Here is a 24,549-nt window from a genome sequence, read left to right on the forward strand (position 1 = left end):
TGGAGAGCCCGTTGCCGAGAGATCGGCACGGCGGGTTCGGAGAGCGGTCCGGGGAAACGGACCGGGAGTAATCCCGGCACCGCGCCCCGGGCCGACTCACCAAGCGGATCCGGCGGAGGCCGGCTTGGTGGAGCAGGGTGGCGAAGCGTCGGTTGAGGGTGCTGGGTTCGACCGGGAGCGCACTGTTGGGCGCTGTGAAGATGTAGCCGCGAGGGTTCCAACGCAGTCCTGCGGCCTCGTGCTCGGCCTGCTGGCCGGCGCGGCGCTCTTGGAGGGCTTGGATGCAGGCGGCGGGCAGGGCGATGCGTCGTTCGGAGGCTTTGGTCTTGGTGGGGAACAGCACGAGCCCGTTGTCGCTGGTGCGTTGGAGTGAGCGTCGGATCACGGCCGTGCCGGCGTTGAGGTCGATGTCCTCCCAGGTGAGGCCGAGGAGTTCGCCCCTGCGCAGGCCGGTGTGGAGGGCGAGGTGCACCACGGGGTGGAGCGGGTGGTCGCGGGTGGTGTCGATCAGACGGCGGGCCTCTTCTGCGGTCAGGGGTTCGAACCGTCGCGGTCGGGGTGTCCCGAGGCGGACGTTGCGGGCGACGTTGCGCGGGATCTCCTCTTCCTGGACGGCGTGTTCCAGGGCGGTCTTGATCACGGTGTGGATGTAGGTGAGGGTGAGCGCACTCAACACCCGTCGGCAGCAGTCGTCCACCGCGCAGCAGCGCTGCTTGGTCCGTGTTCGCTGGTGGTCGGTGCGGCGGGCGCAGCACTGGCAGCGGGTGCGTAGGCCGTCGAGCCAGGTGCGGATGTCCCGGGCGGTGAGTTTGGAGAGCTTCTTGGTACCGAGGCCGGGGATGATGTACAGGCGGGCGACGGCGGCGTAGCGGGTGTGCGTGGTCTCGCGCACGCGGTGCACCGCAACGGTGTCGAGCCAGTAGGTGATCCAGTTGGCGACGGTGCCTTGGGCGTGGACGACGGGGACGCCGCGGTTGCTGGCGGCTTTGGCGTCGGTGAGCTTGTCCATCGCCTGTTGGCGGGTCCTGCCGTAGACGTGGAGCCGCTGGCGGTTCCCGTTGGCGGCCAGGACGTAGGCAGCTGCCTCCCATCGGCCGTCCTTGCGCTGGAAGACGGTTCCTTCGCCGTTGGCGCGGTTCTTCTTCTGGGCTGCCATCAGGCCGTCTCCTCCAGTCGGGAGGCCACGAACGAGCGGTACGAGCCGTACGGGATGCGGCGGGCCCGGCCGATGGTGATCGAACGCAGCCGGTTGGTGCGGATCAGGTCGTAGACCGCCGAGCGGCCGAGCCGCAGCCGGGCCATGACCTCGGGAACGGTCATCAGGTCGTCGTCGGACACGGCTCGCCTCCTGCTCGTTCGAGGGCCTCATCGAGCGCCGCGCGCCAGCGCACCCGTTCGGCGACCGCGCGCAGCAGCCGGGTCGCAAGGGGCGACATGTCGGGGTCGCCAGGTCTCACCGGCTCCCAGACGTAGCGGTTCGGCTCGACACGGCCGGCGGTGTCGCCGAGGACTTCGAGGACCCAGGTCCGGCGTTCGGCGCGGTGGTCGGCGAGCGTCTTGCCGGACCACTTGCGGGAGACCAGGACCCGGCGCCCGCCGTAGCCGAGGTGTTCGCGCTTGTGGGCACGGGAGCGGCAGACGCCGGGGCGCAGACCAGCGTGCGCGTTCTTGGGCTGGACGCCGTGGAGGCGCCAGTTGGCGCAGGTCGGCGAGCAGGGTTCGTGGCGGAGTTCGGCGGCGAGGCGGTCGACGTGGTCGCTCTCGGCCGCGGCGGTGGGAGTGTGGCACTCGGCGACGGACTTGGTGAGGTACTTGGTCAGGTATCGGACGCAGCGGGCCGCCTGCGGGGAGCCGACCAGGACGCCCTGGGCGTCCATTTGGGAGCCGAAGCGGAGCACATGCAGCGGCTGCGCTTCGGGGTCGTCGTCGATGCGGTCGAGGGCTTCGTCCCAGGTGGGCAGCAGCTCGCGGGTGGCCGGGTCGACGAAGGCGCCGTGTTCGGGCGACCAGTGCGGCGGCGCGTCGGGTGCGTAGACCGTCCCGTCGGTGGTCGGCCACCAGACCTGGTGGTAGGTGGCGGCGACGACCTGGCGCAGTTCGGCGCGGGAGACGGTGCCCCGCAGGGCGAGGTGCAGGTGCGGGGCGAGACGGCGCTGAGGTTCGACGACGGCGAAGTACTGGACGTCGTGGCCGACGAAGCGGCGCAGGTTCTGGACGAACCGGTCGATCAGCTTGGGGAAGTGGAGGGCGTCCCGTGCGGCCCGGCGGTAGTCGTAGGTGGTCGGGTCGACGGGGGTGCCGTCGGCGCGGACGCGTCCGTACGAGGGGGGTGAGGGTCAGGAACAGCGAGGGGCGGAAGGTTCGGCCGTCGGGCGTGGTGTACGCCTTGCCGAGGGTGCGGTTCTCGACCGGGCGCCGAGGCAGGTCGCTGGTGTCCTGCCGGCGTCGGGTGGAGCGGACCCGGCGGGCTGCCGGGGCGGGGGCGAGGGAGCCGCGGACGCCGGTCTCGGCGAGTTCGGTGTCGATCTCGACCAGCAGCCGAGGCGAGTTCGTGGGCCTCTGCCCCGTAAGGTGCCTTGTGCATGAGGTCGCCACGCCGCGCAGCGCCTCGGCGAAGCCCTTCCTGTTGTCGTGCGGGCCCTCGATGTGGGCCTTCACCTGGGGGTCGATCTCGGCCGAGGTGGCCCGTGAGGGCCCGGGGCCGGTGCGGCGGATGCCGTGGTTGCGCCACCGAGAAGGGTGGTGGCGCAACCACGGCTGCGGCGTCCTTGAGCTGACGTCACGTCAGGGGATGCCCGTGTGTCGATCTTGGTCGATCGCCGTCGCCGGTGCCGCATCGGAACGCCGGGATCCGCTCGATCGGATGACGACGGCCGCCGGGGCTCCCGCAACCCTTGCGCGTTGCGGACCGGCAGCGGCCGGCGCGGGTGGAACGGCGGCCGAGCCGGGCCCGCGCCGGCTGAAGGCGGGCGGGGTGCCGGAAGGCAGCCGGGCCTGCCCGGTGTCTGGGCTACATCTGGCCTTGGCCCATCATGCCGTCGGCGCGGGTCCGGGCCTGCGGTCCGGGTTCCTGGCCGTCCGCGTCAGTGCCGGGGTCGTCCGCGCCGTCCTGCGGGTCGGCGACCACGCGGACGACCAGCTCGGGCTGCTCGTCGTCGTACATATCGGTCTCGGGCACGGCGATCTCATCTCTCGAAGGCGTCAGGATCACCTGGAACAACGAGCCGCACGCTGACGGATCACGGCCTGCGGGCTCCGGGTGCGGGCCGCTCCGCGGTGCGGTCAGGGGCTGGTGTTCCTGTCTACCGTCGCGACCTGGGCGCCGGCGGTCTCGAACAGGCCGACGGCGCGCTCGTGGTCGGAGTACTCGGGGTTCCGCTCGGACAGGAGGGTGTCGAGCACGTCCTGGTCGCCGCCGGTGACGGTGACGTGGAAGGTCCGGTCCTCGTCCTCCTCGGCCCGCTTCTCCGCCGCGGCGGGCCGGCACTCGTAGGGGCGAGGAGCGGGAGGGCCTTGCGGGGTGATCGGTGGCCGCCGCTTCAGGTGGCGTCGTGATCGGTTCAGGGCGGACGGCCCGGGTCCGTCAGCCGCGACGGTGGTCCACCCGATGGGGTGACGAGGGAATCGGCCAGGGGAGCAGGGGGGAGGGCGGCCGTCGCGGACCGTCGGATCGTGACCCGCTCATGCGTCTGCGTCGCCAACTGGGCCATTCGATGGCTTGCTCACGCCTCCCGAGCGCAGTGGCCGGCGTCCATCGGGCTCTCCCGTGGACGTGATCCCCGGTCGGGGAGACGGAGTCCGTGAATCATCGGCCCGGTGCCGGCGTCGCCATCGTTCTCGTTCTCGCGCAAGGGTCGCTGCCGGCCGGCCGGGTTCCCGCGGACGTCAACACCTGCTGGTCGATGGCCTGTTCACGCGCTTCGGCACGGCGGAGTCTCGGCGTGGGCTGGGACGATCGAGCCGCCGTGCGCACCGGCGCCCGGCCGTCCGTGAGACGAATTGAGACGAATCGAGGGCCCTCGCCATGAGCATTCACGACACTGCCGACCCGCGGCTGGCCGAGCACTACAGCCGGGTCGCCGAGTCCCATCTCGACCTGATCACGGCCCGGCGGGCCATCGACCCCGACGTGATCGCCGGGAAAGCGGTGATCGTCCCCAGGAAGTTCCGCTACTCCGGGTCCGTGCACTCCTTCGATGTCCTCGGGGGCGGCTTCTCCGGGGACTTCACCGACGAGAAGGGCGTCGAGTACGAGATCACCGGTGCCGGAGGCGGCCTGAGCGTCGGAGGCGGAGACGTCTGGGGCACCCTGTGGATCAACGGCCACCTGTCCGACTACGCGGGGTGGACCACCCGCTTCGAGGCGACCACCACCGCGGCCATGTTCAACATCAACCTGTGGGGCCTGGACGGCGAGTACATCGGCTCGTTCGTCGGCGGCGGCGCGGAGATGGGCGTCGGTGCCATGGCCGGACAGGGAAAGATCGACATCAAGCACTGACAACCGTCCGGCCGCGGGCCGTCAGGACGCCCTGCTGCCGCGTACCGAGTGGAGCGGGGCGCGCGTCGGGCCCGGTCACGGTCGTACCGGCAGGGCGACCAGGCCCCGCGTCAGCCTGGTGTGCCGCCACTCCAACTCCCCGGTGGGCACCGCGAGGTGAAGGTCGGGGTAGCGAGCGGCGATGGTCCGGAACGCGATCACGCCCTCGGCGCGGGCGAGGGGTGCGCCCAGGCAGCGGTGGATGCCGTGGCCGAAGGCGAGATGGCCCGTGGTGTCCCGGTCGAGGTCGAGGCGGTCCGGGTCGGGGAAGCGCGCGGGGTCGCGGTTCGCGGCGCCGGGGGCGATCAGCACCGGGGAGCCCGCCGGGATCTCGGTGCCGCCGAGGGTGACGGCCTCGGTGGCGAACCGGAAGGTGGCCGTGCTCACCGGGGAGTCGTACCGGAGGAGCTCGTCCACGGCCGCGTCGGCCAGGCCGGGTTCGTCTCGCAGGCGGCGCAGGGAACCCGGCATTTGCAGCAGGGCCAGGAGACCGTTGCCGATCAGGTTGGTGGTGGTCTCGTGCCCGGCCACGAGCAGGAGCACCGCGAGGGAGACGAGTTCGTCCTCGCTGAGCCGGTCCGCGCCGTCGCGGGCGCGGATCAGGTCGTTGAGCAGGCTGTCGTCGGGGGTGCGGCGCTTGGCCGCGACGAGGTCGGCCAGGTAGTCGGCGACGGCGTGCGAGGCGGCGTCGATCCGTTCGGGCTGTCCGGCCGCGAAGAGCTCGTTGGACCAGGTGCGCACCGCCGCGCGGTCGGCGTCGGGGACCCCGAGCAGGTGGCAGATGACGGTGACGGGCAGCGGGACGGCGAGGCTCCCGATGGCGTCGGCCGGCTCGCCGGGCACCCACGCGTCGAGCAGCTCGTCGGTCACGGCGGTGAGGTAGGGACGGAGGCGGGCGACGGCACCCGGCGTGAACGCCTTCGTCACCAGGCTCCGCAGCCGGGTGTGCCGGGGCGGGTCGGTGGCCAGCATGCTCCGGGACACGGCGGGGTGCAGGTGGCGTCCGGTGTCCTTGCCGGCGAAGAAGGCCACCGTGTCCTTGGACAGCCGCGGGTCGGTGAACGCCGCTCTGGCCTCGGCGTACCCGGTGACGAGGTAGCTCGACCGCCCTCCTCCACCGGGGACCTGCTGGACCGGCGAGGTGCTTCGGAGCGCCGCGAAGGTGGGGTACGGGTTCCGGAAGAAGCCCGGGTCCTGAAGTGGGTTGTTCATGCCTGTCCCTGTCCCTGGGCCGTGTCGGGCATCGGTGCCTCGCGCGAGGCCGTCCGGACGATATCGCCCGCGGTGCACACCCGTGCCACCGAGCGTAGCCAGGTCGGTGCCCGCCGGGCTCCGACCGGGCGGGCGGTGCCCCTGTACCGGCCGGTCACCGGGATGCGGGAGAATGTCCCCATGAGTGACGACCAAACCCCACCCGCCTCGGCGATCGAACGCCGGCAGCGGCTCCTGGACATCATGACGAAGGACGGCGGCAGCTGGGACTGGAAGCGGGCCCGCGAGACCTACCTGCCCCGTCCGGACCCGCGCACCGTCCGCCGTGACCTTCAGTTGCTCTGCAAGGCCAGGCAGATCTTCCGCGTCGAGAACGGCGAGTACCAGGCTGTCGGCTAGCGAGCCGGTCGCGGTCTCCACCCGGCCCGGCCACTGCCGGGTGGAGGCCGCGCGGAGCGGCACCGTCCCGGCGACTCCGGCGCCGGCCAGGGCCGCGGCGGCGCCGGACCGCCGGCGCGGGTTCCGCGGCTCGTCCGGCCTGCTGATCCGGAGGGATCGCTCGCGTCGGTCAGGCCCCGCGCAGGGCCTTCACCATCACGTGTTCCCGGGTGATCCCCTCGGGCCGGACGCCCCCGAGCTCGTCCGCGGTGCTGAAGCCGTTGCGCCGGTAGAGGGCGATGGCGGGCTCGTTGCCCGGGAGCACCGTGAGCTTCAACACCGCCCCGCCCGACTCCAGGGCCCAGGTCTCGACGGCCGCGATCAGGCGGCTGCCGATCCCGCGGCCGCGCGCCTCGGAACCGACCCAGACGGATCTCAGCTCCCTGGTGCCGCCTTCGCCGGGAAGGCCGCTCGCCATGCCGACGGCCCGGCCGTCCAGCAGCGCGGCGACATGGTGGGCGCCGGGGATCCCCAGCCGGGCACGCCAGCGTTCCCGCTCGCCGCTGTGCCAGTCGGCGAGCCGGGGCTTGAACGCGTCCGGCGCATCGGCCAGTGCCGCGAGGCGGAGTGTCCGCCACAGCGGCCAGTCGTCCGTCGTGAGGACCCGCAGAGTCACCATGCCGGCGAGTCTGCCGCTCCGCGGCTGAGGCGGTCCACCAGCAGTCGTGACAGCGTCCCGATGCTCGGTCGGCAGTGGTCGTGGGTTCGTACGATCACCGGGCGAGGGCGGGGTCGGCCGCCCCGGCGCGGACGCGGGCGCGCTCCTCGCGCTGGGCTCCGAGGCGCCGGGGCGTCGGAACGGCGGGGCGGCGGTCGTCGGCAGGTCCGGCAGGTCCGGCAGGTGGGTGGCGAGGCCGGCCCGTCACCCACCCACCTACCCGTCCTCGGCCGAAAGTCGGCCGCGAGCCGCGAGCCGGTCAGCCGGAGGTCAGCAGCCAGTGCTGGCCGGTGGCGCCGGTGTCGGTCTGCTGGGTGAGGTTCGACCCGGCGTCGACGCCGATCACCTTGCCGCTTCGCGCGCTGACGATCTTGACGTAGCCGCCGCCGGCGTCGTCGAGCCGCCACCGCTGATTGGTGGCCCCGGTGGCGGTCCACTGGACGATCGGGGCGCCGTCGTCCGTGGAGCCCCCGCTGACGTCCATCGGCAGGTTGCCCGCCACGCCGGTGACGGTGAAGTGGACGCCGTCGGCCCGGGTGAAGGCCCACTTCTGGTTGGCCGTGCCCTGCTTGGCGGACTGGACCAGTGGCCGGCCGGGCTCGGTGGACGAGCCGGGTACCTCGATCACCTTGCCGCTCTGCCGGTTGGTCAGGAAGCAGACGGTGGAGGCCCCGGAGGGGGTGACGGTGACCGAGCCCCCGGCCGGGACCACGACGACCTGGCTCCACGACCCGGAGCGCACGACGGTCGAGGTGCCGCCGACGCTGTGCAGGGTCGCCGAGGTGACCGCTCCCGCACTCCAGGCGAGGTCGACGGTGAACCCGCCGCGGGCGCCGATGCCGCTGACCGCCCCGGTGGACCAGGCGTCCGGGAGCGCGGGCAGCAGCTCGACGAGTCCCGGGCGGGAGTAGAGGAGCATGTCGAGCATCGCGGCGGGCGTGCCGTAGTTCGCGTCGATCTGGAAGGTCCCGCTGTCGTACATGTCGAAGAAGTTCGCCCCGGTGGAGGGCGTCCCGATCACGTTGAGCACGGTCTGGTAGGCGTTGCCCGCGTGCTTCAGCCGGGACCAGCACAGGGACCGCCACGCCGTCGCCCAGCCGAAACTGTTCAGCCCCCGGGCCGTGAGCAGCCCCCGCGCGCCGGCGAGCAGGGCGGCCGGGCTCGTGTCCGTGTTGATCCGGTCGCCCGGGAACAGGCCGGCGAGGGGGGACAGATGGCGGTGCCCCAGGTCCTCCCAGGTGTTCGGGGCCTGCATCCACTCCTCCAGGTAGGGGGTGGCGGGGTTCGTGCTGACCTCGGGGAGGTAGAGCCTGTCCTGCAGGTCCTTGACCGTCGCCGCGTAGGTCGCGTCCGTGCTCAGGACGTTGCACGCCTTGCGGTAGTTCTCGAAGAGCTGCCAGACCAGTTCCTGCGCGTAGGTGATGCCCTGCTGCGCGTGGCCGCCCTGTTCGGGCGACCAGTCGGCGTCGTCGACGAGGACGGTGACCGGCAGGCCCGTCGCCTGCGCGGTGACCGTCCTGCTGACCAGTCGCGCCTCCCAGAACTGGCAGGCGCCCTTGAGCAGGGGGTGGATCCGCCGCAGGTGGGCCGGGTCCTGGGTGTACTCGTAGTGCTCGTAGAGCGAGTTGCACAGCCAGGCGTTGCCGGCCGGGTGCCACTCCCAGCCGAGACCGCCGAAGACGTTCGCCGAGATCGCGGTGGTCCAGCCCGCCACCTTCCCCGAGGAGTTGCGGTAGGCGGTGTTCCTCGGGTCGTTGAACCGCTGCTGGGTCAGCTCCGTCCAGGACGGCACCTGGCTCAGGCAGTAGTCGGTGAGCGCGTCGAAGCAGGACGACAGGCCGGCCCGGTCGGGCAGCCAGTAGTTCATCTGCAGGTTGACGTCCGTGTGGTAGTCGCCGAGCCACTGATCCGTGTCGTTGCGGTCCGTCCACAGGCCCTGCAGGTTGGTCGGCAGGCTGCCGCGCGATCCGGTGATCGTGAGGTAGCGGCCGAACTGGAGGTAGCAGGCCTCCAGTTCGGGGTCGGCGGCCGCGGGGGCGGTGGACGAGCCGCGGGCGTTCAGGCGCGACACGGTGTCCATCGCCCGCTGCGCGGCCGTCGACGTGCCCAGGTCGACCGTCATCGTGTTGTAGAGCGACCGGTAGTCCGCCACGTGGGTGGTGAGCAGGGTGTTCCCGGGCACGGCCGCGGCGGCACTTACCCGGGCGGCGGCGACGGCCTTCGGATCGATCGCCGCGTCCAGGTACGACTTCGCCGGGTCCGGCGTGTAGTCGGTGCCGCCGGTCAGCACGATGACGACGTCGGAGCAGTCGGTGAACGTCAGCGAGCTCCCGGACGGGCCGACCGACCCGCCGGTGTGCGCGACCTTCACCGCCGCGGCGTACCTCAGGCCGTTGGCGAGCGTCCCGTCGAACGAGGCCGTCGGCCCGGTGGCGGCGGTGGTCTCCCCGTGCGTGCCGTTGAGCGAGACCGTGCCGGTGTAGGTGCCGCCGCCGCTCTGGCGCAGCCGGACGACCACCACGTCGTCGGGGTGACTGGCGTACACCTCGCGGGTGTAGGTCACGCCGCCCTTCCGGTAGGACACCGACAGGTAGCCGTTGCTCAGGTCGAGCTGCCGCCGGTAGTCGGTCACCGAGGCGAGCGTGTGGGCCGGGATGCCGAGGTACAGCTTGGCCAGGAGCTGGAACGCGCCGAACCGCGTGGTGTCGTACGGCCACTGCCCGTCGTCGCCGAGCGTGCTGTTGCGGGTGCCGGTCCAGAGGGTCGCGTCGGCGAGGTACAGGAAGTCGTTCGAGGGGTCCCCGCCGACCAGGGCGCCGATCCGCCCGTTCCCGATGGCCAGGCCTTCGGAGATGATGTCGCTCTCGCGCCCCGGCGCGGTGTACCAGAGCGTCGTCGGGTCCGACGCGAAGGCCACCTCGGCCCTCCTGGTCACCGCGCCGGGAGCGGTGAAGACCGGGAGGGTGCCGAGGGTCAGCAGAGCGCCGAGCGACCCGCCGAATCTCAGGACGTCGCGGCGCGATCGCTGCGGCGGCGCGTCGCGATCGGCGGGGTGGGAGGACGGGGTGGGTGTCATCTCCGGGACTTTCCTTCGGGTGGGGGAGCGAGGTCGCCTGAGGGTGGGCCGTCCGGAGCAGGGCCCGGACGGCGAGCGGCGGGTCGACGCCCAGGCCGGCGAACGGCGGGACGGCGAACGACGGCCGGCGCGCGGGTTGGCGCGCGGGTTGGCGCGCGGGCCGGCGAACGGCCGGTTCCCGGGAGCGCGTACGGGTGGTGTCGCGCGGGGCCGTCGGGGCGGCCGTCGACCTGTTCGCGGGTGTGCCGGTGCCGGCCCGGGTGTGCCGGCACCGTGCGTCAGCCCGTGGTCTGGTTGGCCCAGAGACTCTTGTCGTCGACGTTGTCCTTGGTCACCAGGGGGGCGGGGAGTAGGTCCTCCAGGCCGTTGGGCAGGGAGATGATGGTGGACTGGTGGTCGGTGGGACCGGGTTGGAAGGTCTTGCCCTCGGCCGCGGCCTGCGCGTAGAAGAGGGCGTACTTGGCGTAGAGGTCGGCGGGCTGGGACACGGTGGCGTCGATCTGGCCCTCGCGGATGGCGGCGAGTTCGGCCGGGATGCCGTCGTTGGAGACGATGGCGATGTGGCCGGGCTGGCCCGCGGGCTTGAGCAGGCCCTTCTGCCGGAGGACGTCCAGGGTGGGCTGGAGGAACACCCCGCCGGCCTGCATGTAGATGCCGTTCAGATCGGGGTGGGTGGCGAGGGTGGCCTGGAGTTTGGCGGCGGCGACGTCGCCCTTCCAGTCGGTGGGCAGCTCGATGACCTGGATCTTGGGGAAGTTCCGCTTCATGCACATCGAGAACGCCTCGGAACGGTCGTAGCCGTTGACGGAGTTGAGCGCGCCCTGGAGTTCGGCGATCTTGCCCTTGCCGCCGAGCTGCTTGCCGAGGAACTGGCAGGCCATGGTGCCGTAGGCCTTGTTGTCGGTGCGCACCACCATGTACACGTTGCCGTGTTCCGGTTCGGTGTCCACGCTGATCGCGTTGATGTTGGCGGCGAACAGCCCGGAGAGCGTCACGTCGGTGGTGACGGTGTTCTGCGGCGCCATGACGATGGACTTGGGGTGGCGGCTCTGCAGCGACTGGATGTTGGCGGTGAACTTCGCCTCGTCGCCGTTGGAGTGGGTCAGCGGCAGGACGTCTAACTGCTGGCTGTCGATCTCCCGCTGGAGGTACTTCGCGTACGCCTTCCAGAAGTCGGAGTCGGTGCGGGGGATGTCGATACCGATCTGCCGTCGCGCACTGCTCGGGTCGTCGGAGCTTCCGCAGGCGGTGAGGCACCCGGCGAGGAGGACGACGATGCCGCCCGAGCAGGTGATCCGGATGGTTCGGCTTTTCATGGGTCAGAACGTCCTGGGTGGTAGGGGCCGCGCGCATCGGGAGGTGGGGCGCGCGGGTCCGGGGCCCCGGCACTCCGCTGTCAGGCGGTGCTGCCGGGGCCCCGGGGGTCGGTGGTGGTTCCGCCGGCCAGCCAGTCCTCGACGGCGGCGACGTGCATGGTGCTGGCACTGGCGGCGCGCTGGGCGTCGCGGTCGACCAGGGCCCGCCAGATGGCCTCGTGCTCCAGGTGGGCCTGTTCCCGGGCGGGGGAGATCGCGGCGCCGCCGGCCGAGGGCGGGGGGAGGGTGCCCCGCACGATGCGCAGCCGCTGGGTGTGGGTGGAGAGGATGCCGAGCAGGGTGGACAGGACGGGGTTGCCGACGGCGTCGGCGATGGTCCGGTGGAACTCGATGTCCAGCTCGACGAACGCCTCGATGCCGATGTCCGCGGCGCTGCGGTCGAGGATGGACCGCAGCGCCCGCAACTGGTCGTCGGTGAGCCGTCCGGCGGCCAGGGCGGTCACCTGTGGTTCGAGCAACCGCCGGACCTGGAGGAGCTGGTGGGCGGTGCGGCCGTGGGAGACGTCGGCGGCGAAGGCCATGGCTTCGAGGAGGAGGTGCGGTTCCAGGCCGGAGACGTAGGTGCCGTCGCCCTGCCTGGGGACCAGGATCCGCATCGCGGTGAGCGCCCGCACGGCCTCGCGCAGCGAGTTGCGCGACAGCCCGAGCTGGTCGGCGAGGTCGGCCTCGTTGGGGAGGCGGGCACCGGGCTGCAGGGTGCCGGAGACGATCATGTCCTTGATCCGCTCGATGGCCTCGTCGGTCACCCCCATGGTGGTCGCCTCCTGTGGTCGGGTGTTCGGGCCTGCGGGGGACGGGGGAGGGAGGGCGCGGGGGGAGGACGGGCGCGCCGCGGCCGGCGGCCCCCAGGTGGTCGGTCCGGTCACTCCTGCTTCTCGCCGGAGGCGAAGCGGGAGATGATCAGCGCGACGATGATGATCGCGCCGTTGAGGAACTGGTTCCACAGCGGCGGCACGCCCGCCAGGGTCATCACGTTGACCACGAGCTGGAGGGTCAGCACACCGGTGAGCGCGCCGAACAGGGTGCCGCGTCCGCCGTTGAGGCTGACGCCGCCGATGACGGTGGCGGCGAACACCTGGAAGATCCAGCCGTTGCCCTGGTCGGCGGAGATGGAGCCGTAGTGTCCGGTGTAGAGGACACCGGCGAAGGCGGCCACCAGACCGCCGAGGATCAGCACGACCCAGGTGATCCGGTCGACCCGGATGCCGGCGGCGCGGGCGGCCTCGGGGTTGCCGCCGATCGCGTACAGGGCGCGGCCGTGGCGCAGCCAGGCGAGCGCGCACCCGCCGGCGAGGAAGAGCAGCGCGCAGATCCAGATCGCCGCCGGGACGCCGAGCCACCGGGCGCCGCCCAGGTAGGTGAAGGAGCCGGGCAGGTTGACGATCGACTGGCCCTGGGAGACGGCGACCTGGAGTCCGCGGAGCAGGGTGAGCGCGCCGAGGGTGACGATGAAGCCGTTCAGACGCAGCTTGAGGATCAGGAAGCCGTTGACCGCGCCGATGAGCGCGCCGACCGCCAGGCACAGCGGGATGGCCGTCCAGGAGGGGAAGAGCCCGAGGCCGTTGAAGCGCGCGCCGTGGTCGGGCAGGACCAGCCAGACGGCGATGACCGGGGCCACGCCGATCGTGGACTCCAGGGAGAGGTCCATCCGGCCGGCGATCAGGATCAGCGCCTCGGCCAGGACGAGCAGGCTCAGCTCGGTGGCCTGCTGACCGACGCCCAGGAGGTTGTCGGAGGTGAGGAAGGCGGGTGAGACGGCGAAGCCGATGACGCCCAGGACGAGCAGGACCGGTACGAGCGACAGGTCGCGGTAGCGGGCGAGGTCGAAGCGGCGGCCGGCGGGCGCGGTGACGGCGATCGCCGGGTGCGCGCGGACCTCAGTGGTGGGAGACATTGCGTTCCTTCGGGTCGGTCGGGCCGGCCATGCCCTCCATGGCTGCGACCAGCTGTTCGTCGCTCCAGCCGGGTGCGAACTCGGCGACGACGCGGCCGTGGAACATGGCCAGGACGCGGTCGCAGGCCCGCAGGTCGTCGAGCTCGTCGGACACGATCAGGGCGCTCCGGCCGGCGTCGGCGACCTCACGGACGGTGCCGAGCAGGGCTTCCTTGGACTTCACGTCGACGCCGTTGGTGGGCCGGATGGCGACCAGCACGTGCGGGCCGGTGGCCAGCGCCCGGGCGATGACGACCTTCTGCTGGTTGCCGCCGGACAGGGCGGACACCGGGGCGGCGGGGCCGGGCGTCTTGATGTCGAGCTCGCCGATCATCCGCTGGGCGAAGGCCCGGGTGCGCGAGGGCAGCACCGTGCCGAACGGGCCGAGCTGGTCGGTGACGGTCAGGGTGGCGTTCTCGGCGACGCTGCGCTGCGGGACGAGGCCCTGGATGTGCCGGTCCTCGGGAACGAACCCGATGCCGGCCGCGAGGGCGGCGGGGACGTGCCCGGTGCGCACCGGCCGGCCGGCGACGGTGACGGTGCCGGCCTGCGGGCGGTGCAGGCCGGCGATGGTCTCGCCGAACCGGACGTTGCCGCTGGCGGCCGCGCCGGCCAGGCCGACGACCTCGCCGGCCCGCGCGGTCAGGCTCAGGTCCTGGTAGGCGCCGGCCAGGCTCAGGCCGGTGACCTCCAGCAGCGGGGCGCTGTCGGGGCGCGCCCGGCCGGTCACCGACCAGGTGGGCCCGTCGGACCGGGCGCCGTCCCCGGTCATCGCCTCCACCAGGGCCCGCTGGTCGAGTTCGGCGACCGGGGCGGTGACGATGTGCCGGGCGTCGCGGTAGACCGTGACGGTGGCGCAGAGGTCGTAGACCTCCTGGAGGTGGTGCGAGATGAACAGGAACGCGACGCCCTGTTCCTGGAGCGCGCGCAGCTTGTCGAAGAGCCGCTCGATGCCGCGGGCGTCGAGCTTGGCGGTGGGTTCGTCCAGGATGATGAAGCGAGCGCCGAAGGACAGCGCCCGGGCGATCTCGACGAACTGGCGCTGCTCGACCGTCAGGTCCTCGGCGCGTGCGGTGGGGTCGACGTCGACGCCGTACTCGGCGAGCAGTTCGGTGGCCCGGTGGCGCAGCCGCTTCCAGCTGATCGGGCGCAGCGCGCCGCCGCTCCGCCGGTCGACGCTGTGCCGGTTCAGGAACAGGTTCTCGGCGACGGTGAGCGCGGGGATCACGGTGGAGCGCTGGTAGACGCAGGCGACCCGGGCGCGCCAGGCGTCGGTGTCGCCGGGGGCCGGGGCCTTCTCGCCGTTGAACCGCAGGGTGCCGGTGTCGGGGTGCTGCAGGCCGGTGAGGATGGAGACGAGGGTGGACTTCCCCGCGCCGTTGCGGCCGACCAGGGCGTGCGATTCGCCGGGTGCGACCGAGATGCGGGCGTCGCTGAGGGCGACGGTGGCGCCGAAGCGCTTGCTGATCCCGTCGGCCTCGACGACGGGGCTGGGGTCCGCCATGGCGGGTGTCCTTTCCGAGGGCTCCCGCCGGTGGCGGTCTCCCTTCCGAGGGCTCCGGTGAACGGTGAACGGCGGCCGGCGGCCGGTGGCAGGGCGCCCGGCCGGCGCCGCCGTTCACCACGGGAGGGCGGGGCCTACTTGCCGACGCTGTTGCCCCAGAGGCTCTTGTCGTCGACGTTGTCCTTGGTGACCAGGGGGGCGGGGAGCTGGTCCTCCAGGCCGTTGGGCAGGGAGATGATGGTGGACTGGTGGTCGGTGGGACCGGCCTGGAAGGTCTTGCCCTCGGCCGCGGCCTGCGCGTAGAACAGCGCGTACTTGGCGTAGAGGTCGGCGGGCTGGGAGATCGTCGCGTCGATGTCGCCCTTGCGGATCGCGTCGAACTCCTGCGGGATGCCGTCGTTGGAGACGATGGCGATGTGGCCGGGCTGGCCGACGGGCTTGAGCAGGCCCTTCTGCTGGAGCAGGGCCAGGGTCGGCTGCAGGAACACCCCGCCGGCCTGCATGTAGACGCCGCCCAGGTCGGGGTGGGCGGCCAGGGTGGACTGGAGCTTGGCGGAGGCGACGTCGCCCTTCCAGTCGGTGGCCAGCTCGATGACCTCGATGCCGGGGAACTTCTCCTTCATGCAGGAGGCGAACGCCTCGGAGCGGTCGCGCCCGTTGATGGAGCTGAGCGCGCCCTGGAGTTCGGCGACCTTGCCCTTGCCGTCGAGCTGCTTGCCGAGGAACTCGCAGGCCTTGGTGCCGTACGCCTTGTTGTCGGCGCGCACCACCATGTAGACGTTCCCCTTGTCGGGGCGGGTGTCGACGCTGACCACCGGGATCTTCTTGGCGGACAGCTGCTCCAGGGTGGAGGTGATCGCGCCGGTGTCCTGAGGGGCCATCACCACGGCCTTGGCGCCGGTGTTCTGGAACACCTGGACGTTGGCGACCAGCTTGGTGACGTCGTTCTGGGAGTTGCTCACCGGCAGGGTGTTCAGGCCCTGGGCGGAGGCGTCCTGCTTGACGTACTGCGCGTAGGAGTTCCAGAAGTCGGAGTCCGCGCGCGGCAGGTCGATGCCCAGCGCCGGCTTGCCGCCGCCGGCGGAGTCCGAGGAGCTACCGCGGTTGCAGGCTGTGGCGAACCCCGCCAGGACGACGACGACGGCGGCCGTGGCCGCAATTCTGGAGGAGCGGAACGTCATGGTGCTGATCTCCTTGGCTGGGACGGACCGGTCGCTGTCGGGGGGAGGGAGCCGGCGCGGCGGGAGGGGTGGGCGGCCCGTCCCCGTGCGGTGCGACGGGGAGGGGAGGCCGGCTTCCCCGTCCGGACCTCGCCCGGAGGGAGGCCGGTTCCCGGGCGCGGCGATGAAAAGGCAGACGGCACCGGATCGCGCATCCCCTAGTCATCGGATGGCTTGCGATATCGAGGACCCTACGAGCCTGACACCTGCCTGACAAGAGGAAACCTCGGATGATTCCCAACCGTGACATCCGAGCTTCCGAACCGAGCCCAGACTGACCGTCATACCACCTCTGAGCTGCGAACTTTGGCGACAGCTGAGAGGACCGGAATGGGCCTGCCCGGGAAAACATCGGAGGACTTCTTGCGATATGCAAGGCCGCTCCGTATCGTCGGGGCCTCATTGATTCATCCGATGTATAGGCCGGTGCAGTGACCCGGCCTCCGGAGTGACTACGGGAGACGCGACATGAAGCTTCTGCGGATCGGGCCGGCGGGAGAAGAGGTTCCGGCCGTCCTGGGCCAGGACGGCCGCGTGTTTGCCCTTTCGGGCCTGACCGGTGACATCGACGGGGCATTCCTCGCCGCGGACGGGACCGACCGCGTCCGGGCGGCCCTGGCCGCCGGAGACCTGCCGCCCCTCGACCCGGCCGGGCTGCGGATCGGCGCGCCCGTCGCCCGCCCCGGCAAGGTCGTCTGCGTCGGCCTCAACTACCGCGACCACGCCGAGGAGACCGGGGCGGCCGTCCCCGCCCGTCCGGTGGTCTTCCTGAAGGACGCCGCCACCGTGGTCGGCCCCTACGACGAGGTGCTGATCCCGCGCGGCTCGACCAAGACCGACTGGGAGGTCGAACTCGCCGTCGTCATCGGCCGCGAGGCCCGCTACCTGGCGAGCCCGGCCGAGGCGTCCGGCCACATCGCCGGGTACGCGATCAGCAACGACGTCTCCGAGCGCGAGTTCCAGCTGGAGTACTCCGCCCAGTGGGACCTCGGCAAGTCCTGCGAGACGTTCAACCCGCTGGGGCCGTGGCTGGTCACCCCGGACGAGGTCGGCGACGTGGGGTCGCTGGGGCTGCGCCTGGCCGTCAACGGCGAGCCGCGGCAGGACAGCGACACCAAGAACATGATCTTCGATGTGCCGTACCTGGTCTGGTACCTGAGTCAGTACATGGTGCTGCGGCCCGGCGACGTCATCAACACCGGCACCCCGGCCGGCGTGGCGCTGGGCCTGCCCGGCAATCCCTACCTGCGTGCCGGCGACACCGTCGAACTCGCGATCGACGGCCTCGGCACGCAGCGCCAGACCTTCTCCCACGCGTGAAAGGCACCGAGTTGTCCGCAACCACGGCGCGGATCACCGCCGTCGACACCTACGACATCCGCTTCCCCACCTCGCGGGAACTGGACGGGTCCGACGCGATGAACCCCGACCCCGACTACTCCGCCGCCTACGTCGTCCTGCGCACCCGCGCGGACGGCGACGAGGGTCACGGCTTCGCCTTCACCATCGGGCGCGGCAACGACGTCCAGGTCGCCGCGATCGACGCGCTGCGCGACCACGTCGTCGGACGGTCCGTCACCGAGCTGTGCGCCGACCCCGGTTCCCTCTACCGCGACCTGATCGGCGACAGCCAACTGCGCTGGCTCGGCCCCGAGAAGGGCGTGATGCACATGGCCGTCGGCGCCGTCGTCAACGCCGTGTGGGACCTCGCCGCCAAGCGCGCGGGCAAGCCGCTGTGGCAGCTGCTGGCCGACGCCGACCCGGCGTGGCTGGTCTCCCAGGTCGACTTCCGCTACCTCACGGACGCGCTGACCCCCGACGAGGCGCTGGAACTGCTGCGAAGCGGCAGGCAGGGCGGCCCGGACCGGGCGGCCGAGCTGCTGCGCCGCGGCTACCCCGCCTACACCACCTCGCCCGGCTGGCTCGGCTACAGCGACGGCAAGCTCACCCGCCTCGCCGAGCAGGCGGTCGCCGACGGCTTCACCCAGATCAAGCTGAAGGTCGGCGCCGACCTGGCGGACGACGTCCGCCGCTGCCGCGCCGCCCGCGAGGCCGTCGGCCCGGACATCCGGCTGGCGATCGACGCCAACCAGCGCTGGGACGTCGCCGAGGCGATCGAATGGACCAACGCCCTCGCCGAGTTCGACCCGTACTGGATCGAGGAGCCCACCAGCCCGGACGACGTGCTCGGCCACGCCGCCATCCGGCGGGGGGTCCACCCGATCAAGGTCGCCACCGGCGAGCACGTGCAGAACCGGATCGTCTTCAAGCAGCTGCTCCAGGCCGGCGCCGTCGACATCCTCCAACTGGACTCCGCCCGGGTGGCCGGCGTCAACGAGAACCTCGCGATCCTGCTGCTCGCCGCCAAGTTCGGCGTTCCGGTCTGCCCGCACGCCGGCGGCGTGGGCCTGTGCGAACTCGTCCAGCACCTGTCGATGTTCGACTACGTCGCGCTGTCCGGCACGGTCGAGAACCGCGTCATCGAGTTCGTCGACCACCTCCACCAGCACTTCCTCGACCCGGTGGTGATCGACCGCGGCCACTACCGGGCGCCCACCGCGCCCGGATTCTCCGCGGCCATGCACCAGGCCACCATCGACACCTACACCTACCCGGACGGCGCGTTCTGGGCGGCCGACCTGGCGAACCCGGCAGAGGCGAAGGACCACCTGAAGGACCTGACCGCCCCGGCCGCCCCGACCGACCTGACCGCCCCGGCCGCCCCGACCGACCAGGCCGACCTGACCGCCCCGACCGACCAGGAGGACCGGGTATGACCACCGACCTCGACGGGCTCACCGCCCTGGTCACCGGCGGTGCCTCCGGCATCGGCCTGGCCACCGCCCGACTGCTCGCCGAGCGCGGCGCGGACGTCGCCGTCCTCGACCTCGACCCGAGCGGGGTCCGCGGACCGCTGCGCGGCTTCACCGCCGATGTCGCCGACGACCGCTCGGTGCGCTCGGCCGTCCAGGCGGCGGCCGAAGCGCTCGGCGCCATCGACATCCTGGTCAACAACGCCGGCATCGGCGCCACCGGAACGGTGGAGGACAACCCCGACGAGCAGTGGCACCGCGTCCTGGACGTCAACGTGCTCGGCATCGTCCGCACCACCCGCGCCGCCCTGCCCCACCTGCGCCGCTCGGCCGACGCCGCCGTGGTCAACACCTGCTCCATCGCCGCCACCGCCGGCCTTCCGGCGCGCGCGCTGTACTCGGCGAGCAAGGGCGCCGTCCTCTCGCTCACCCTGGCGATGGCCGCCGACCACGTCCGCGAGGGCATCCGGGTCAACTGCGTCAACCCGGGTACCGTCGACACCCCGTGGGTCGCCCGCCTGCTGGACGCCGCCGACGACCCGGCGGCCGAACGCGCCGCGCTGAACGGCCGTCAGCCGACCGGGCGCCTGGTGACCGCCGGGGAGGTGGCCGCCGCCATCGCCTACCTCGCCTCCCCGGCGGCCGCCAGCGTCACCGGCACCGCCCTGGCGGTCGACGGCGGCATGGCCGGCCTGCGGACGCGACCGGAGCCCCGCCCGTGACGCCGCGCCACCGCCCCCTCGGCCGCACCCCGGTCCAGGTCACCGAACTCGCCTTCGGCGCCGCCGGCATCGGCAACCTGTTCACCCCGGTCACCGACGCGCAGGCCGCACAGGCCGTCGCCGCCGCCTGGGAATCCGGCGTGCGGTACTTCGACACCGCCCCGCACTACGGCCTGGGCCTGTCCGAGCGCCGGCTCGGCGACGCGCTGCGCGCACTGCCCCGGGACGAGTACACCCTGTCCACGAAGGTCGGACGACTGCTGGAGCCGGCCCCCGCCGGCGGCGGCGACGACCTGGCCAACGGCTTCGCCGTGCCCGCCCGCCACCGTCGGCGCTGGGACTTCAGCGCCCGGGGAGTGCGCCGGTCCATCGAGGACAGCCTGCGCAGGCTCGGCCTGGACCGGATCGACATCGCCTATCTGCACGACCCCGACGACCACGTCGACCAGGCACTCGCCGAGGCCTACCCCGAACTGGAACGCCTGCGCGCCGAGGGCGTCCTGGGAGCGATCGGGGTCGGCATGAACCAGGCCGACCCGCTGGCCCGCTTCATCCGTGAGACGGACCTCGACGCCGTCCTGCTGGCCGGCCGCTACAGCCTGCTCGACCAGCGCGGACTGGCCGACCTGCTGCCACTGGCCCACCGGCGCGGCGTCGGCGTCGTGATCGGGGGAGTGTTCAACTCGGGCCTGCTCGCCGACCCGCGCCCCGGCGCGACCTTCGACTACACTGCGGCCCCCGCCGACCTGCTCGCCCGCGCGGCCGAGCTCAAGGCCGTCTGCGAGCTGCACGGCGTGCCGTTGCGCGCCGCCGCCCTGCGGTTCCCGTTCGGGCACCCGGCCGTCACCAGCGTCCTGGTCGGCACCCGCGACGCCGACGAGGTCCGGGACGCCGCCGCCATGCTCCACCACCCCGTTCCGGCCGCGCTCTGGGCAGACCTCAAGGAGCGTGGTCTCCTGCCCGCGGACGTCCCGACCCCCGCGGAGCCGAGCTGATGCGCATCGCCCTGTTCATCACCTGCCTCAACGACACGCTCTTCCCGGACACCGGCCGCGCCGTGCTGACCGTGCTCGAACGCCTCGGTCACACCGTCGAGTTCCCGCCGGAGCAGAGCTGCTGCGGGCAGCTGCACTTCAACACCGGCTACCGCCCCGAGGCCGTCCCCCTGGTGGCCCGCTTCGCCCGGGCCTTCGCCGGGTACGACGCGGTGGTCACCCCCTCGGCCTCCTGCGCCGGCATGGTGCGCGACAACCACCCGCTGCTGGCCGGGGAGTACGGGGACACCGAGCTCCAGCAGCGGGTCGCCGAGGTGGTCCCCCGGGTCCACGAGTTCACCGAACTGCTGACCGACGTGCTCGGGGTCACCGATGTCGGCGCCCGCTTCCCGCACCGGGTCGCCTACCACCCCACCTGCCACTCGCTGCGCTGCCTGCGCCTCGGGGACCGCCCCGCCCGCCTGCTGCGCGCGGTCGAGGACATCGAGCTGGTCGACCTGCCCGCCGCCGACTCCTGCTGCGGCTTCGGCGGCACCTTCGCCGTCAAGAACGCCGCCACCTCCGCCGCGATGCTCGCCGACAAGAACGCCGCGGTGCTCGACAGCGGCGCCGAGGTGCTGTGCGCCGCCGACAACTCCTGTCTGACGCACATCGGCGGCGGACTGTCCCGGCAGGGCGCCGCCGTGCGGACCCTGCACCTGGCCGAGATCCTGGCCGCCACCGAAGGGGGCGCCCGGTGAACGGGCGGGGCGTGGTCTGGCTGGGCTCGCCGTCCTTCCCCGAGGCCGCCCGCGAGGCCCTCGCCGACACCCAGCTGCGCGCCAACCTGAAACGGGCCACCACCACCATCCGGGACAAGCGGCTCGCGGTCGCCGCCGAACTGGACGACTGGGAACGACTGCGGGACGCGGCCGCCGCGATCAAGAACCGCACCTCGCGCCATCTCGACCGCTACCTGGTGCGGTTGGAGGAGTCCGTCACCGCGGCGGGCGGTACCGTGCACTGGGCCGCGGACGCGGTCGAGGCCAACCGGATCGTCACCGGGCTGGTCCGGGCCACCGGCGAGCGGACGGTGGTGAAGGTCAAGTCGATGGCGACCCAGGAGATCGGCCTCAACGAGGCCCTCGCCGAGGCCGGCATCACCGCCTATGAGACCGATCTCGCCGAGCTGATCGTGCAGTTGGGCGACGACCGCCCCTCGCACATCCTCGTTCCGGCGATCCACCGCAACCGAACCGAGATCCGCGACCTGTTCGCCGCCGAGATGGGCCGCTGGGGCAGGCCCGCCCCCGAGGGCCTCGGCGACGACCCGCGCGAGCTCGCCGAAGCCGCCCGGCTGCACCTGCGGAGCAGGTTCCTCGGTGCCAAGGTGGCCGTCTCCGGAGCCAACTTCGCCGTCGCCGACACCGGTACGGTCGTCGTCGTGGAGTCCGAGGGCAACGGCCGGATGTGCCTGACCCTGCCCGAGACCCTGATCACCGTGATGGGCATCGAGAAGGTCGTCCCCACCTGGTCCGACCTGGAGGTCTTCCTCCAACTGCTGCCGCGCTCCTCCACCGGCGAGCGGATGAACCCCTACACCTCCACCTGGACCGGTACCACCGAGGGCGACGGCCCGCGCGCCTTCCACCTGGTGCTGCTCGACAACGGCCGCACCGACACCCTCGCCGACGAGGTCGGCCGGCAGGTGCTCGGCTGCATCCGCTGCTCGGCCTGCCTCAACGTCTGCCCGGTCTTCGAGCGGACCGGGGGCCACGCCTACGGCTCGGTCTACCCCGGACCGATCGGGGCCGTCCTCACCCCGCAGCTGGTCGGCATCGAACAGGCGGCCTCCCTGCCGTTCGCCTCCACCCTCTGCGGGGCCTGCTACGACGCCTGCCCGGTGAAGATCGACATCCCGCGGGTACTGGCGCACCTGCGGGCCGAGGCCGTCGAGGCCGGGCGCGGGCCGCTGAACCCGGAGGCCCTGGCCATGAAGGCCGCCGCCACGGTCCTCGACTCGCCGCGGCTGCTCTCCGCCGCCCAGCGGGCCGCCGCCGCGGGGGGCCGGCTCCTGGCCCGGCGCGGGCGCATCGGCCGGCTGCCCGGCCCGCTGCGCGGCTGGTCCGACACCCGCGACACCCCCGTGCCGCCGGCCGAGTCCTTCCGCACCTGGTGGCGCGAGAACAAGGAAGGTGAACGATGAGCAGCCGCGAAGCGGTCCTCGGCCGCATCCGGGCGGCCCTCGCCGACGTCCCCGCCGACGAGACCCCGGACGACGTCCCCGTCCCGCGCGCCTACCGCCGCCGCCACACCGCACCGGGCGAGGACACCGTCGCCCTGTTCGCCGAGCGCGTCGCCGACTACCGGGCCACCGTCACCCGTACTGACCGGGCGGGCCTGCCGGCCGCCATCGGCGCCGCCCTCACCGCCCGGGCCGCCGTCCGGCTGGCGCTGCCCGCCGGTTTCCCCGCCGAGCTGCTGCCGCCCGGCGACCGGGAGTGGCACGAGGAACCACTGGACATCGCCGCGCTGGACGCCCTGGACGGCGCCGTCACCCTCGCCGCCGTCGGCATCGCCGTCACCGGGACCATCGTGCTCGACGCCGGTCCCGGCCAGGGCCGCCGCGCCCTCACCCTGATCCCCGACTACCACCTGTGCGTCATCCGGGCCGGACAGATCGCCGACGACGTCCCCGACGCCCTCGCCCGTCTCGACCCGACCCGGCCGCTGACCTTCGTCTCGGGCCCGTCCGCCACCAGCGACATCGAACTCGACCGGGTCGAGGGCGTGCACGGCCCCCGTGTCCTGGACGTCATCATCGTCGACCCCACCCGACCCGACCCGGAGCCGTCATGAGGATCGCCCTGCACACGCGCGTCCGCGAGGACCGGATCGAGGAGTACGAGGCCGCCCACCGCGCGGTGCCCGCCGAGCTGACCGCCGCCATCCGCGCCGCCGGCGTCACCTCCTGGACCATCTGGCGCAGCGGCCGCGAGCTGTTCCACCTGCTCGAATGCGAGGACTACGGCCGGCTGCTCGGCGAACTGGAACGGCTCCCGGTCAACGTCGCCTGGCAGGCGCGGATGGGCGAACTCCTCGACGTCGCGCACGACTACACCGAGGACGGTGCCGGGGCCGGGCTCGCGGCGGTGTGGGAGCTGTGACCGGCCCCGGGATCATCGACGCGCACCACCACCTCTGGGACCTCGCGGTGCGGCCGCAGCCCTGGATCACCGGCGCGGCCCTCGCGCCGCTCGCCCGCTCCTTCGGCGTCGACGAGCTCACCTCCCGGGCCCGCGCCGCCGGCGTGACCGCCACCGTCGTCGTCCAGACCGTCTGCGTCCCCGGGGAGACCCCCGAACTGCTGGCCCTCGCCGCCGGCGGCGGCCTGATCGCCGGCGTGGTCGGCTGGACCGACCTCACCGCCCCCGATGTCGCCGACGCGCTCGCCGCCCTGCGCGAACTGCCCGGCGGGGACCGGTTGGTGGGCATCCGCCACCAGGTCCAGGAGGAACCCGACCCCGGGTGGCTGCTCCGCCCCGACGTCCGGCGCGGACTGCTCGCGGTCGCCGGGGCGGGTCTCGCCTACGACCTCGTGGTCACGGCGCGCCAACTGCCCGCCGCCACCGCCGCGGCGGCCGGCCTCCCCGGCCTGACCTTCGTCCTCGACCACCTCGGCAAGCCGCCGGTCGCCGCCGGGGCACTCGAACCCTGGGCGGCGGAGGTGCGCCGCCTGGCGGCCCTGCCCAATACCGTGGGCAAGCTCTCCGGCCTGGTCACCGAGGCCGCGCCCGACCGGTGGGCGGCCGAGGACCTCCGGCCGTACGCCGACACCGTCCTCGACGCCTTCGGCCCGCGGCGCCTCCTCTTCGGTTCCGACTGGCCGGTGTGCACCCTCCGGGCCGGCTACCCGGAGGTCGTCCGGACCGCCGGGCAGCTGGTGGACGGGCTCGGCCCGGACGAGCGGGACGCGGTGTTCCGCCGCAACGCGATCCGGGTGTACGGCCTCGACGTTCCCGCTCCGGGCGGCCGGGTGGGCTGAGCCGACCACCGTGCGCGGACGCCTGACACCCTCCACCG

Annotated in this window: 21 protein-coding genes and 2 pseudogenes; 11 read left to right on the forward strand and 12 right to left on the reverse strand. The window is 72.7% G+C overall.

What is annotated here, in order from left to right; all coding sequences use genetic code 11:
* Positions 1 to 124: 124 nt before the first annotated feature.
* The 4 genes and pseudogenes from xerC to ACIQTO_RS16050 form a co-directional block, all read right to left on the reverse strand.
* A pseudogene (xerC, locus tag ACIQTO_RS16035) lies at positions 125 to 1,156 on the reverse strand (tyrosine recombinase XerC); the annotation flags it as partial.
* A complete protein-coding gene (locus ACIQTO_RS16040; protein ID WP_402388392.1) occupies positions 1,156 to 1,320 on the reverse strand; it encodes a helix-turn-helix domain-containing protein in 165 nt (54 codons plus the stop codon). The pseudogene xerC and the gene ACIQTO_RS16040, both read right to left, overlap by 1 nt.
* Positions 1,320 to 2,240, reverse strand: a pseudogene (locus ACIQTO_RS16045) (replication initiator); the annotation flags it as partial. The pseudogene ACIQTO_RS16045 and the gene ACIQTO_RS16040, both read right to left, overlap by 1 nt.
* 770 nt (positions 2,241 to 3,010) lie before the next feature.
* On the reverse strand, positions 3,011 to 3,178 hold the full coding sequence (locus ACIQTO_RS16050; protein ID WP_402388201.1) for a hypothetical protein: 168 nt from the start codon (positions 3,176 to 3,178) through the stop codon (positions 3,011 to 3,013).
* 846 nt (positions 3,179 to 4,024) lie between these two features.
* Between ACIQTO_RS16050 and ACIQTO_RS16055 the strand changes: the two genes are divergently transcribed.
* Positions 4,025 to 4,501: a hypothetical protein gene (locus ACIQTO_RS16055; RefSeq protein ID WP_402388202.1), complete on the forward strand. Its 477-nt coding sequence runs from the start codon at positions 4,025 to 4,027 to the stop codon at positions 4,499 to 4,501.
* A 75-nt stretch (positions 4,502 to 4,576) separates the two neighbouring features.
* On the opposite strand, the gene ACIQTO_RS16060 is transcribed toward ACIQTO_RS16055, so the two are convergent.
* Complete coding sequence (locus ACIQTO_RS16060; protein WP_402388203.1) at positions 4,577 to 5,752, reverse strand: cytochrome P450; 1,176 nt, start codon at positions 5,750 to 5,752, stop codon at positions 4,577 to 4,579.
* A 180-nt stretch (positions 5,753 to 5,932) separates the two neighbouring features.
* On the opposite strand from ACIQTO_RS16060, the gene ACIQTO_RS16065 reads away from it, so the two are divergent.
* On the forward strand, positions 5,933 to 6,151 hold the full coding sequence (locus ACIQTO_RS16065) for a hypothetical protein (RefSeq protein ID WP_402388204.1): 219 nt from the start codon (positions 5,933 to 5,935) through the stop codon (positions 6,149 to 6,151).
* Positions 6,152 to 6,320: 169 nt separating this feature from the next.
* Here the strand turns inward: ACIQTO_RS16065 and ACIQTO_RS16070 are convergent, their stop codons facing one another.
* The 7 genes from ACIQTO_RS16070 to ACIQTO_RS16100 form a co-directional block, all read right to left on the reverse strand.
* The gene (locus ACIQTO_RS16070) at positions 6,321 to 6,809 is read right to left on the reverse strand and encodes a GNAT family N-acetyltransferase (RefSeq protein WP_402388205.1); all 489 of its coding nucleotides are present in this window, start codon (positions 6,807 to 6,809) and stop codon (positions 6,321 to 6,323) included.
* 298 nt (positions 6,810 to 7,107) lie between these two features.
* A complete protein-coding gene (locus ACIQTO_RS16075) occupies positions 7,108 to 9,924 on the reverse strand; it encodes a glycosyl hydrolase family 95 catalytic domain-containing protein (RefSeq protein WP_402388206.1) in 2,817 nt (938 codons plus the stop codon).
* A gap of 278 nt (positions 9,925 to 10,202) precedes the next feature.
* Positions 10,203 to 11,240 carry a sugar ABC transporter substrate-binding protein gene (locus tag ACIQTO_RS16080; RefSeq protein ID WP_402388207.1) on the reverse strand — a complete coding sequence of 346 codons (1,038 nt, stop codon included), beginning with the start codon at positions 11,238 to 11,240 and terminating at the stop codon, positions 10,203 to 10,205.
* A gap of 80 nt (positions 11,241 to 11,320) precedes the next feature.
* Positions 11,321 to 12,052: a FadR/GntR family transcriptional regulator gene (locus tag ACIQTO_RS16085; RefSeq protein WP_402388208.1), complete on the reverse strand. Its 732-nt coding sequence runs from the start codon at positions 12,050 to 12,052 to the stop codon at positions 11,321 to 11,323.
* A gap of 110 nt (positions 12,053 to 12,162) precedes the next feature.
* A complete protein-coding gene (locus ACIQTO_RS16090; protein ID WP_402388209.1) occupies positions 12,163 to 13,194 on the reverse strand; it encodes an ABC transporter permease in 1,032 nt (343 codons plus the stop codon).
* Entirely contained in the window at positions 13,178 to 14,737 is a 1,560-nt protein-coding gene (locus ACIQTO_RS16095) for a sugar ABC transporter ATP-binding protein (RefSeq protein ID WP_402388210.1), read from the reverse strand. Before ACIQTO_RS16095 ends, ACIQTO_RS16090 begins: the two co-directional genes overlap by 17 nt.
* Positions 14,738 to 14,871: 134 nt before the next feature.
* Positions 14,872 to 15,918 carry a sugar ABC transporter substrate-binding protein gene (locus ACIQTO_RS16100; protein WP_402388211.1) on the reverse strand — a complete coding sequence of 349 codons (1,047 nt, stop codon included), beginning with the start codon at positions 15,916 to 15,918 and terminating at the stop codon, positions 14,872 to 14,874.
* Positions 15,919 to 16,425: 507 nt separating this feature from the next.
* Between ACIQTO_RS16100 and ACIQTO_RS16105 the strand changes: the two genes are divergently transcribed.
* From ACIQTO_RS16105 to ACIQTO_RS16145, 9 genes are read left to right on the forward strand one after another with little or no spacing between them, the layout of a single operon-like run.
* On the forward strand, positions 16,426 to 17,277 hold the full coding sequence (locus ACIQTO_RS16105; protein WP_402388212.1) for a fumarylacetoacetate hydrolase family protein: 852 nt from the start codon (positions 16,426 to 16,428) through the stop codon (positions 17,275 to 17,277).
* A gap of 11 nt (positions 17,278 to 17,288) precedes the next feature.
* Positions 17,289 to 18,734 (forward strand): L-fuconate dehydratase, encoded by a 1,446-nt coding sequence (locus ACIQTO_RS16110; RefSeq protein ID WP_402388213.1) that lies wholly within the window; start codon positions 17,289 to 17,291, stop codon positions 18,732 to 18,734.
* Entirely contained in the window at positions 18,731 to 19,492 is a 762-nt protein-coding gene (locus ACIQTO_RS16115; RefSeq protein ID WP_402388214.1) for an SDR family NAD(P)-dependent oxidoreductase, read from the forward strand. The genes ACIQTO_RS16110 and ACIQTO_RS16115 overlap by 4 nt, the downstream gene beginning before the upstream one ends.
* Positions 19,489 to 20,487: an aldo/keto reductase gene (locus ACIQTO_RS16120; RefSeq protein ID WP_402388215.1), complete on the forward strand. Its 999-nt coding sequence runs from the start codon at positions 19,489 to 19,491 to the stop codon at positions 20,485 to 20,487. Before ACIQTO_RS16115 ends, ACIQTO_RS16120 begins: the two co-directional genes overlap by 4 nt.
* Positions 20,487 to 21,227 (forward strand): (Fe-S)-binding protein, encoded by a 741-nt coding sequence (locus ACIQTO_RS16125; RefSeq protein ID WP_402388216.1) that lies wholly within the window; start codon positions 20,487 to 20,489, stop codon positions 21,225 to 21,227. Before ACIQTO_RS16120 ends, ACIQTO_RS16125 begins: the two co-directional genes overlap by 1 nt.
* Complete coding sequence (locus ACIQTO_RS16130; RefSeq protein ID WP_402388217.1) at positions 21,224 to 22,672, forward strand: LutB/LldF family L-lactate oxidation iron-sulfur protein; 1,449 nt, start codon at positions 21,224 to 21,226, stop codon at positions 22,670 to 22,672. The genes ACIQTO_RS16125 and ACIQTO_RS16130 overlap by 4 nt, the downstream gene beginning before the upstream one ends.
* Positions 22,669 to 23,325 carry a lactate utilization protein C gene (locus tag ACIQTO_RS16135; protein WP_402388218.1) on the forward strand — a complete coding sequence of 219 codons (657 nt, stop codon included), beginning with the start codon at positions 22,669 to 22,671 and terminating at the stop codon, positions 23,323 to 23,325. The genes ACIQTO_RS16130 and ACIQTO_RS16135 overlap by 4 nt, the downstream gene beginning before the upstream one ends.
* Positions 23,322 to 23,633, forward strand: a complete 312-nt coding sequence (locus ACIQTO_RS16140) for an L-rhamnose mutarotase (RefSeq protein WP_402388219.1) — start codon at positions 23,322 to 23,324, stop codon at positions 23,631 to 23,633. Before ACIQTO_RS16135 ends, ACIQTO_RS16140 begins: the two co-directional genes overlap by 4 nt.
* A complete protein-coding gene (locus ACIQTO_RS16145) occupies positions 23,630 to 24,511 on the forward strand; it encodes an amidohydrolase family protein (RefSeq protein ID WP_402388220.1) in 882 nt (293 codons plus the stop codon). The genes ACIQTO_RS16140 and ACIQTO_RS16145 overlap by 4 nt, the downstream gene beginning before the upstream one ends.
* Positions 24,512 to 24,549: the final 38 nt, after the last annotated feature.

The organism is Kitasatospora sp. NPDC091207, assembly GCF_044768625.1.
GTDB lineage: Bacteria > Actinomycetota > Actinomycetes > Streptomycetales > Streptomycetaceae > Kitasatospora.

Excerpts from the sequence above, each read along its gene's own strand:
- ACIQTO_RS16040 (WP_402388392.1), bottom strand. The coding sequence starts at position 1,320 with ATGACCGTTCCCGAGGTCATGGCCCGGCTGCGGCTCGGCCGCTCGGCG.
- ACIQTO_RS16055 (WP_402388202.1), top strand. The coding sequence starts at position 4,025 with ATGAGCATTCACGACACTGCCGACCCGCGGCTGGCCGAGCACTACAGC.
- ACIQTO_RS16060 (WP_402388203.1), bottom strand. The coding sequence starts at position 5,752 with ATGAACAACCCACTTCAGGACCCGGGCTTCTTCCGGAACCCGTACCCC.
- ACIQTO_RS16065 (WP_402388204.1), top strand. The coding sequence starts at position 5,933 with ATGAGTGACGACCAAACCCCACCCGCCTCGGCGATCGAACGCCGGCAG.
- ACIQTO_RS16070 (WP_402388205.1), bottom strand. The coding sequence starts at position 6,809 with ATGGTGACTCTGCGGGTCCTCACGACGGACGACTGGCCGCTGTGGCGG.
- ACIQTO_RS16075 (WP_402388206.1), bottom strand. The coding sequence starts at position 9,924 with ATGACACCCACCCCGTCCTCCCACCCCGCCGATCGCGACGCGCCGCCG.
- ACIQTO_RS16080 (WP_402388207.1), bottom strand. The coding sequence starts at position 11,240 with ATGAAAAGCCGAACCATCCGGATCACCTGCTCGGGCGGCATCGTCGTC.
- ACIQTO_RS16085 (WP_402388208.1), bottom strand. The coding sequence starts at position 12,052 with ATGGGGGTGACCGACGAGGCCATCGAGCGGATCAAGGACATGATCGTC.
- ACIQTO_RS16090 (WP_402388209.1), bottom strand. The coding sequence starts at position 13,194 with ATGTCTCCCACCACTGAGGTCCGCGCGCACCCGGCGATCGCCGTCACC.
- ACIQTO_RS16095 (WP_402388210.1), bottom strand. The coding sequence starts at position 14,737 with ATGGCGGACCCCAGCCCCGTCGTCGAGGCCGACGGGATCAGCAAGCGC.
- ACIQTO_RS16100 (WP_402388211.1), bottom strand. The coding sequence starts at position 15,918 with ATGACGTTCCGCTCCTCCAGAATTGCGGCCACGGCCGCCGTCGTCGTC.
- ACIQTO_RS16105 (WP_402388212.1), top strand. The coding sequence starts at position 16,426 with ATGAAGCTTCTGCGGATCGGGCCGGCGGGAGAAGAGGTTCCGGCCGTC.
- ACIQTO_RS16115 (WP_402388214.1), top strand. The coding sequence starts at position 18,731 with ATGACCACCGACCTCGACGGGCTCACCGCCCTGGTCACCGGCGGTGCC.
- ACIQTO_RS16125 (WP_402388216.1), top strand. The coding sequence starts at position 20,487 with ATGCGCATCGCCCTGTTCATCACCTGCCTCAACGACACGCTCTTCCCG.
- ACIQTO_RS16135 (WP_402388218.1), top strand. The coding sequence starts at position 22,669 with ATGAGCAGCCGCGAAGCGGTCCTCGGCCGCATCCGGGCGGCCCTCGCC.
- ACIQTO_RS16140 (WP_402388219.1), top strand. The coding sequence starts at position 23,322 with ATGAGGATCGCCCTGCACACGCGCGTCCGCGAGGACCGGATCGAGGAG.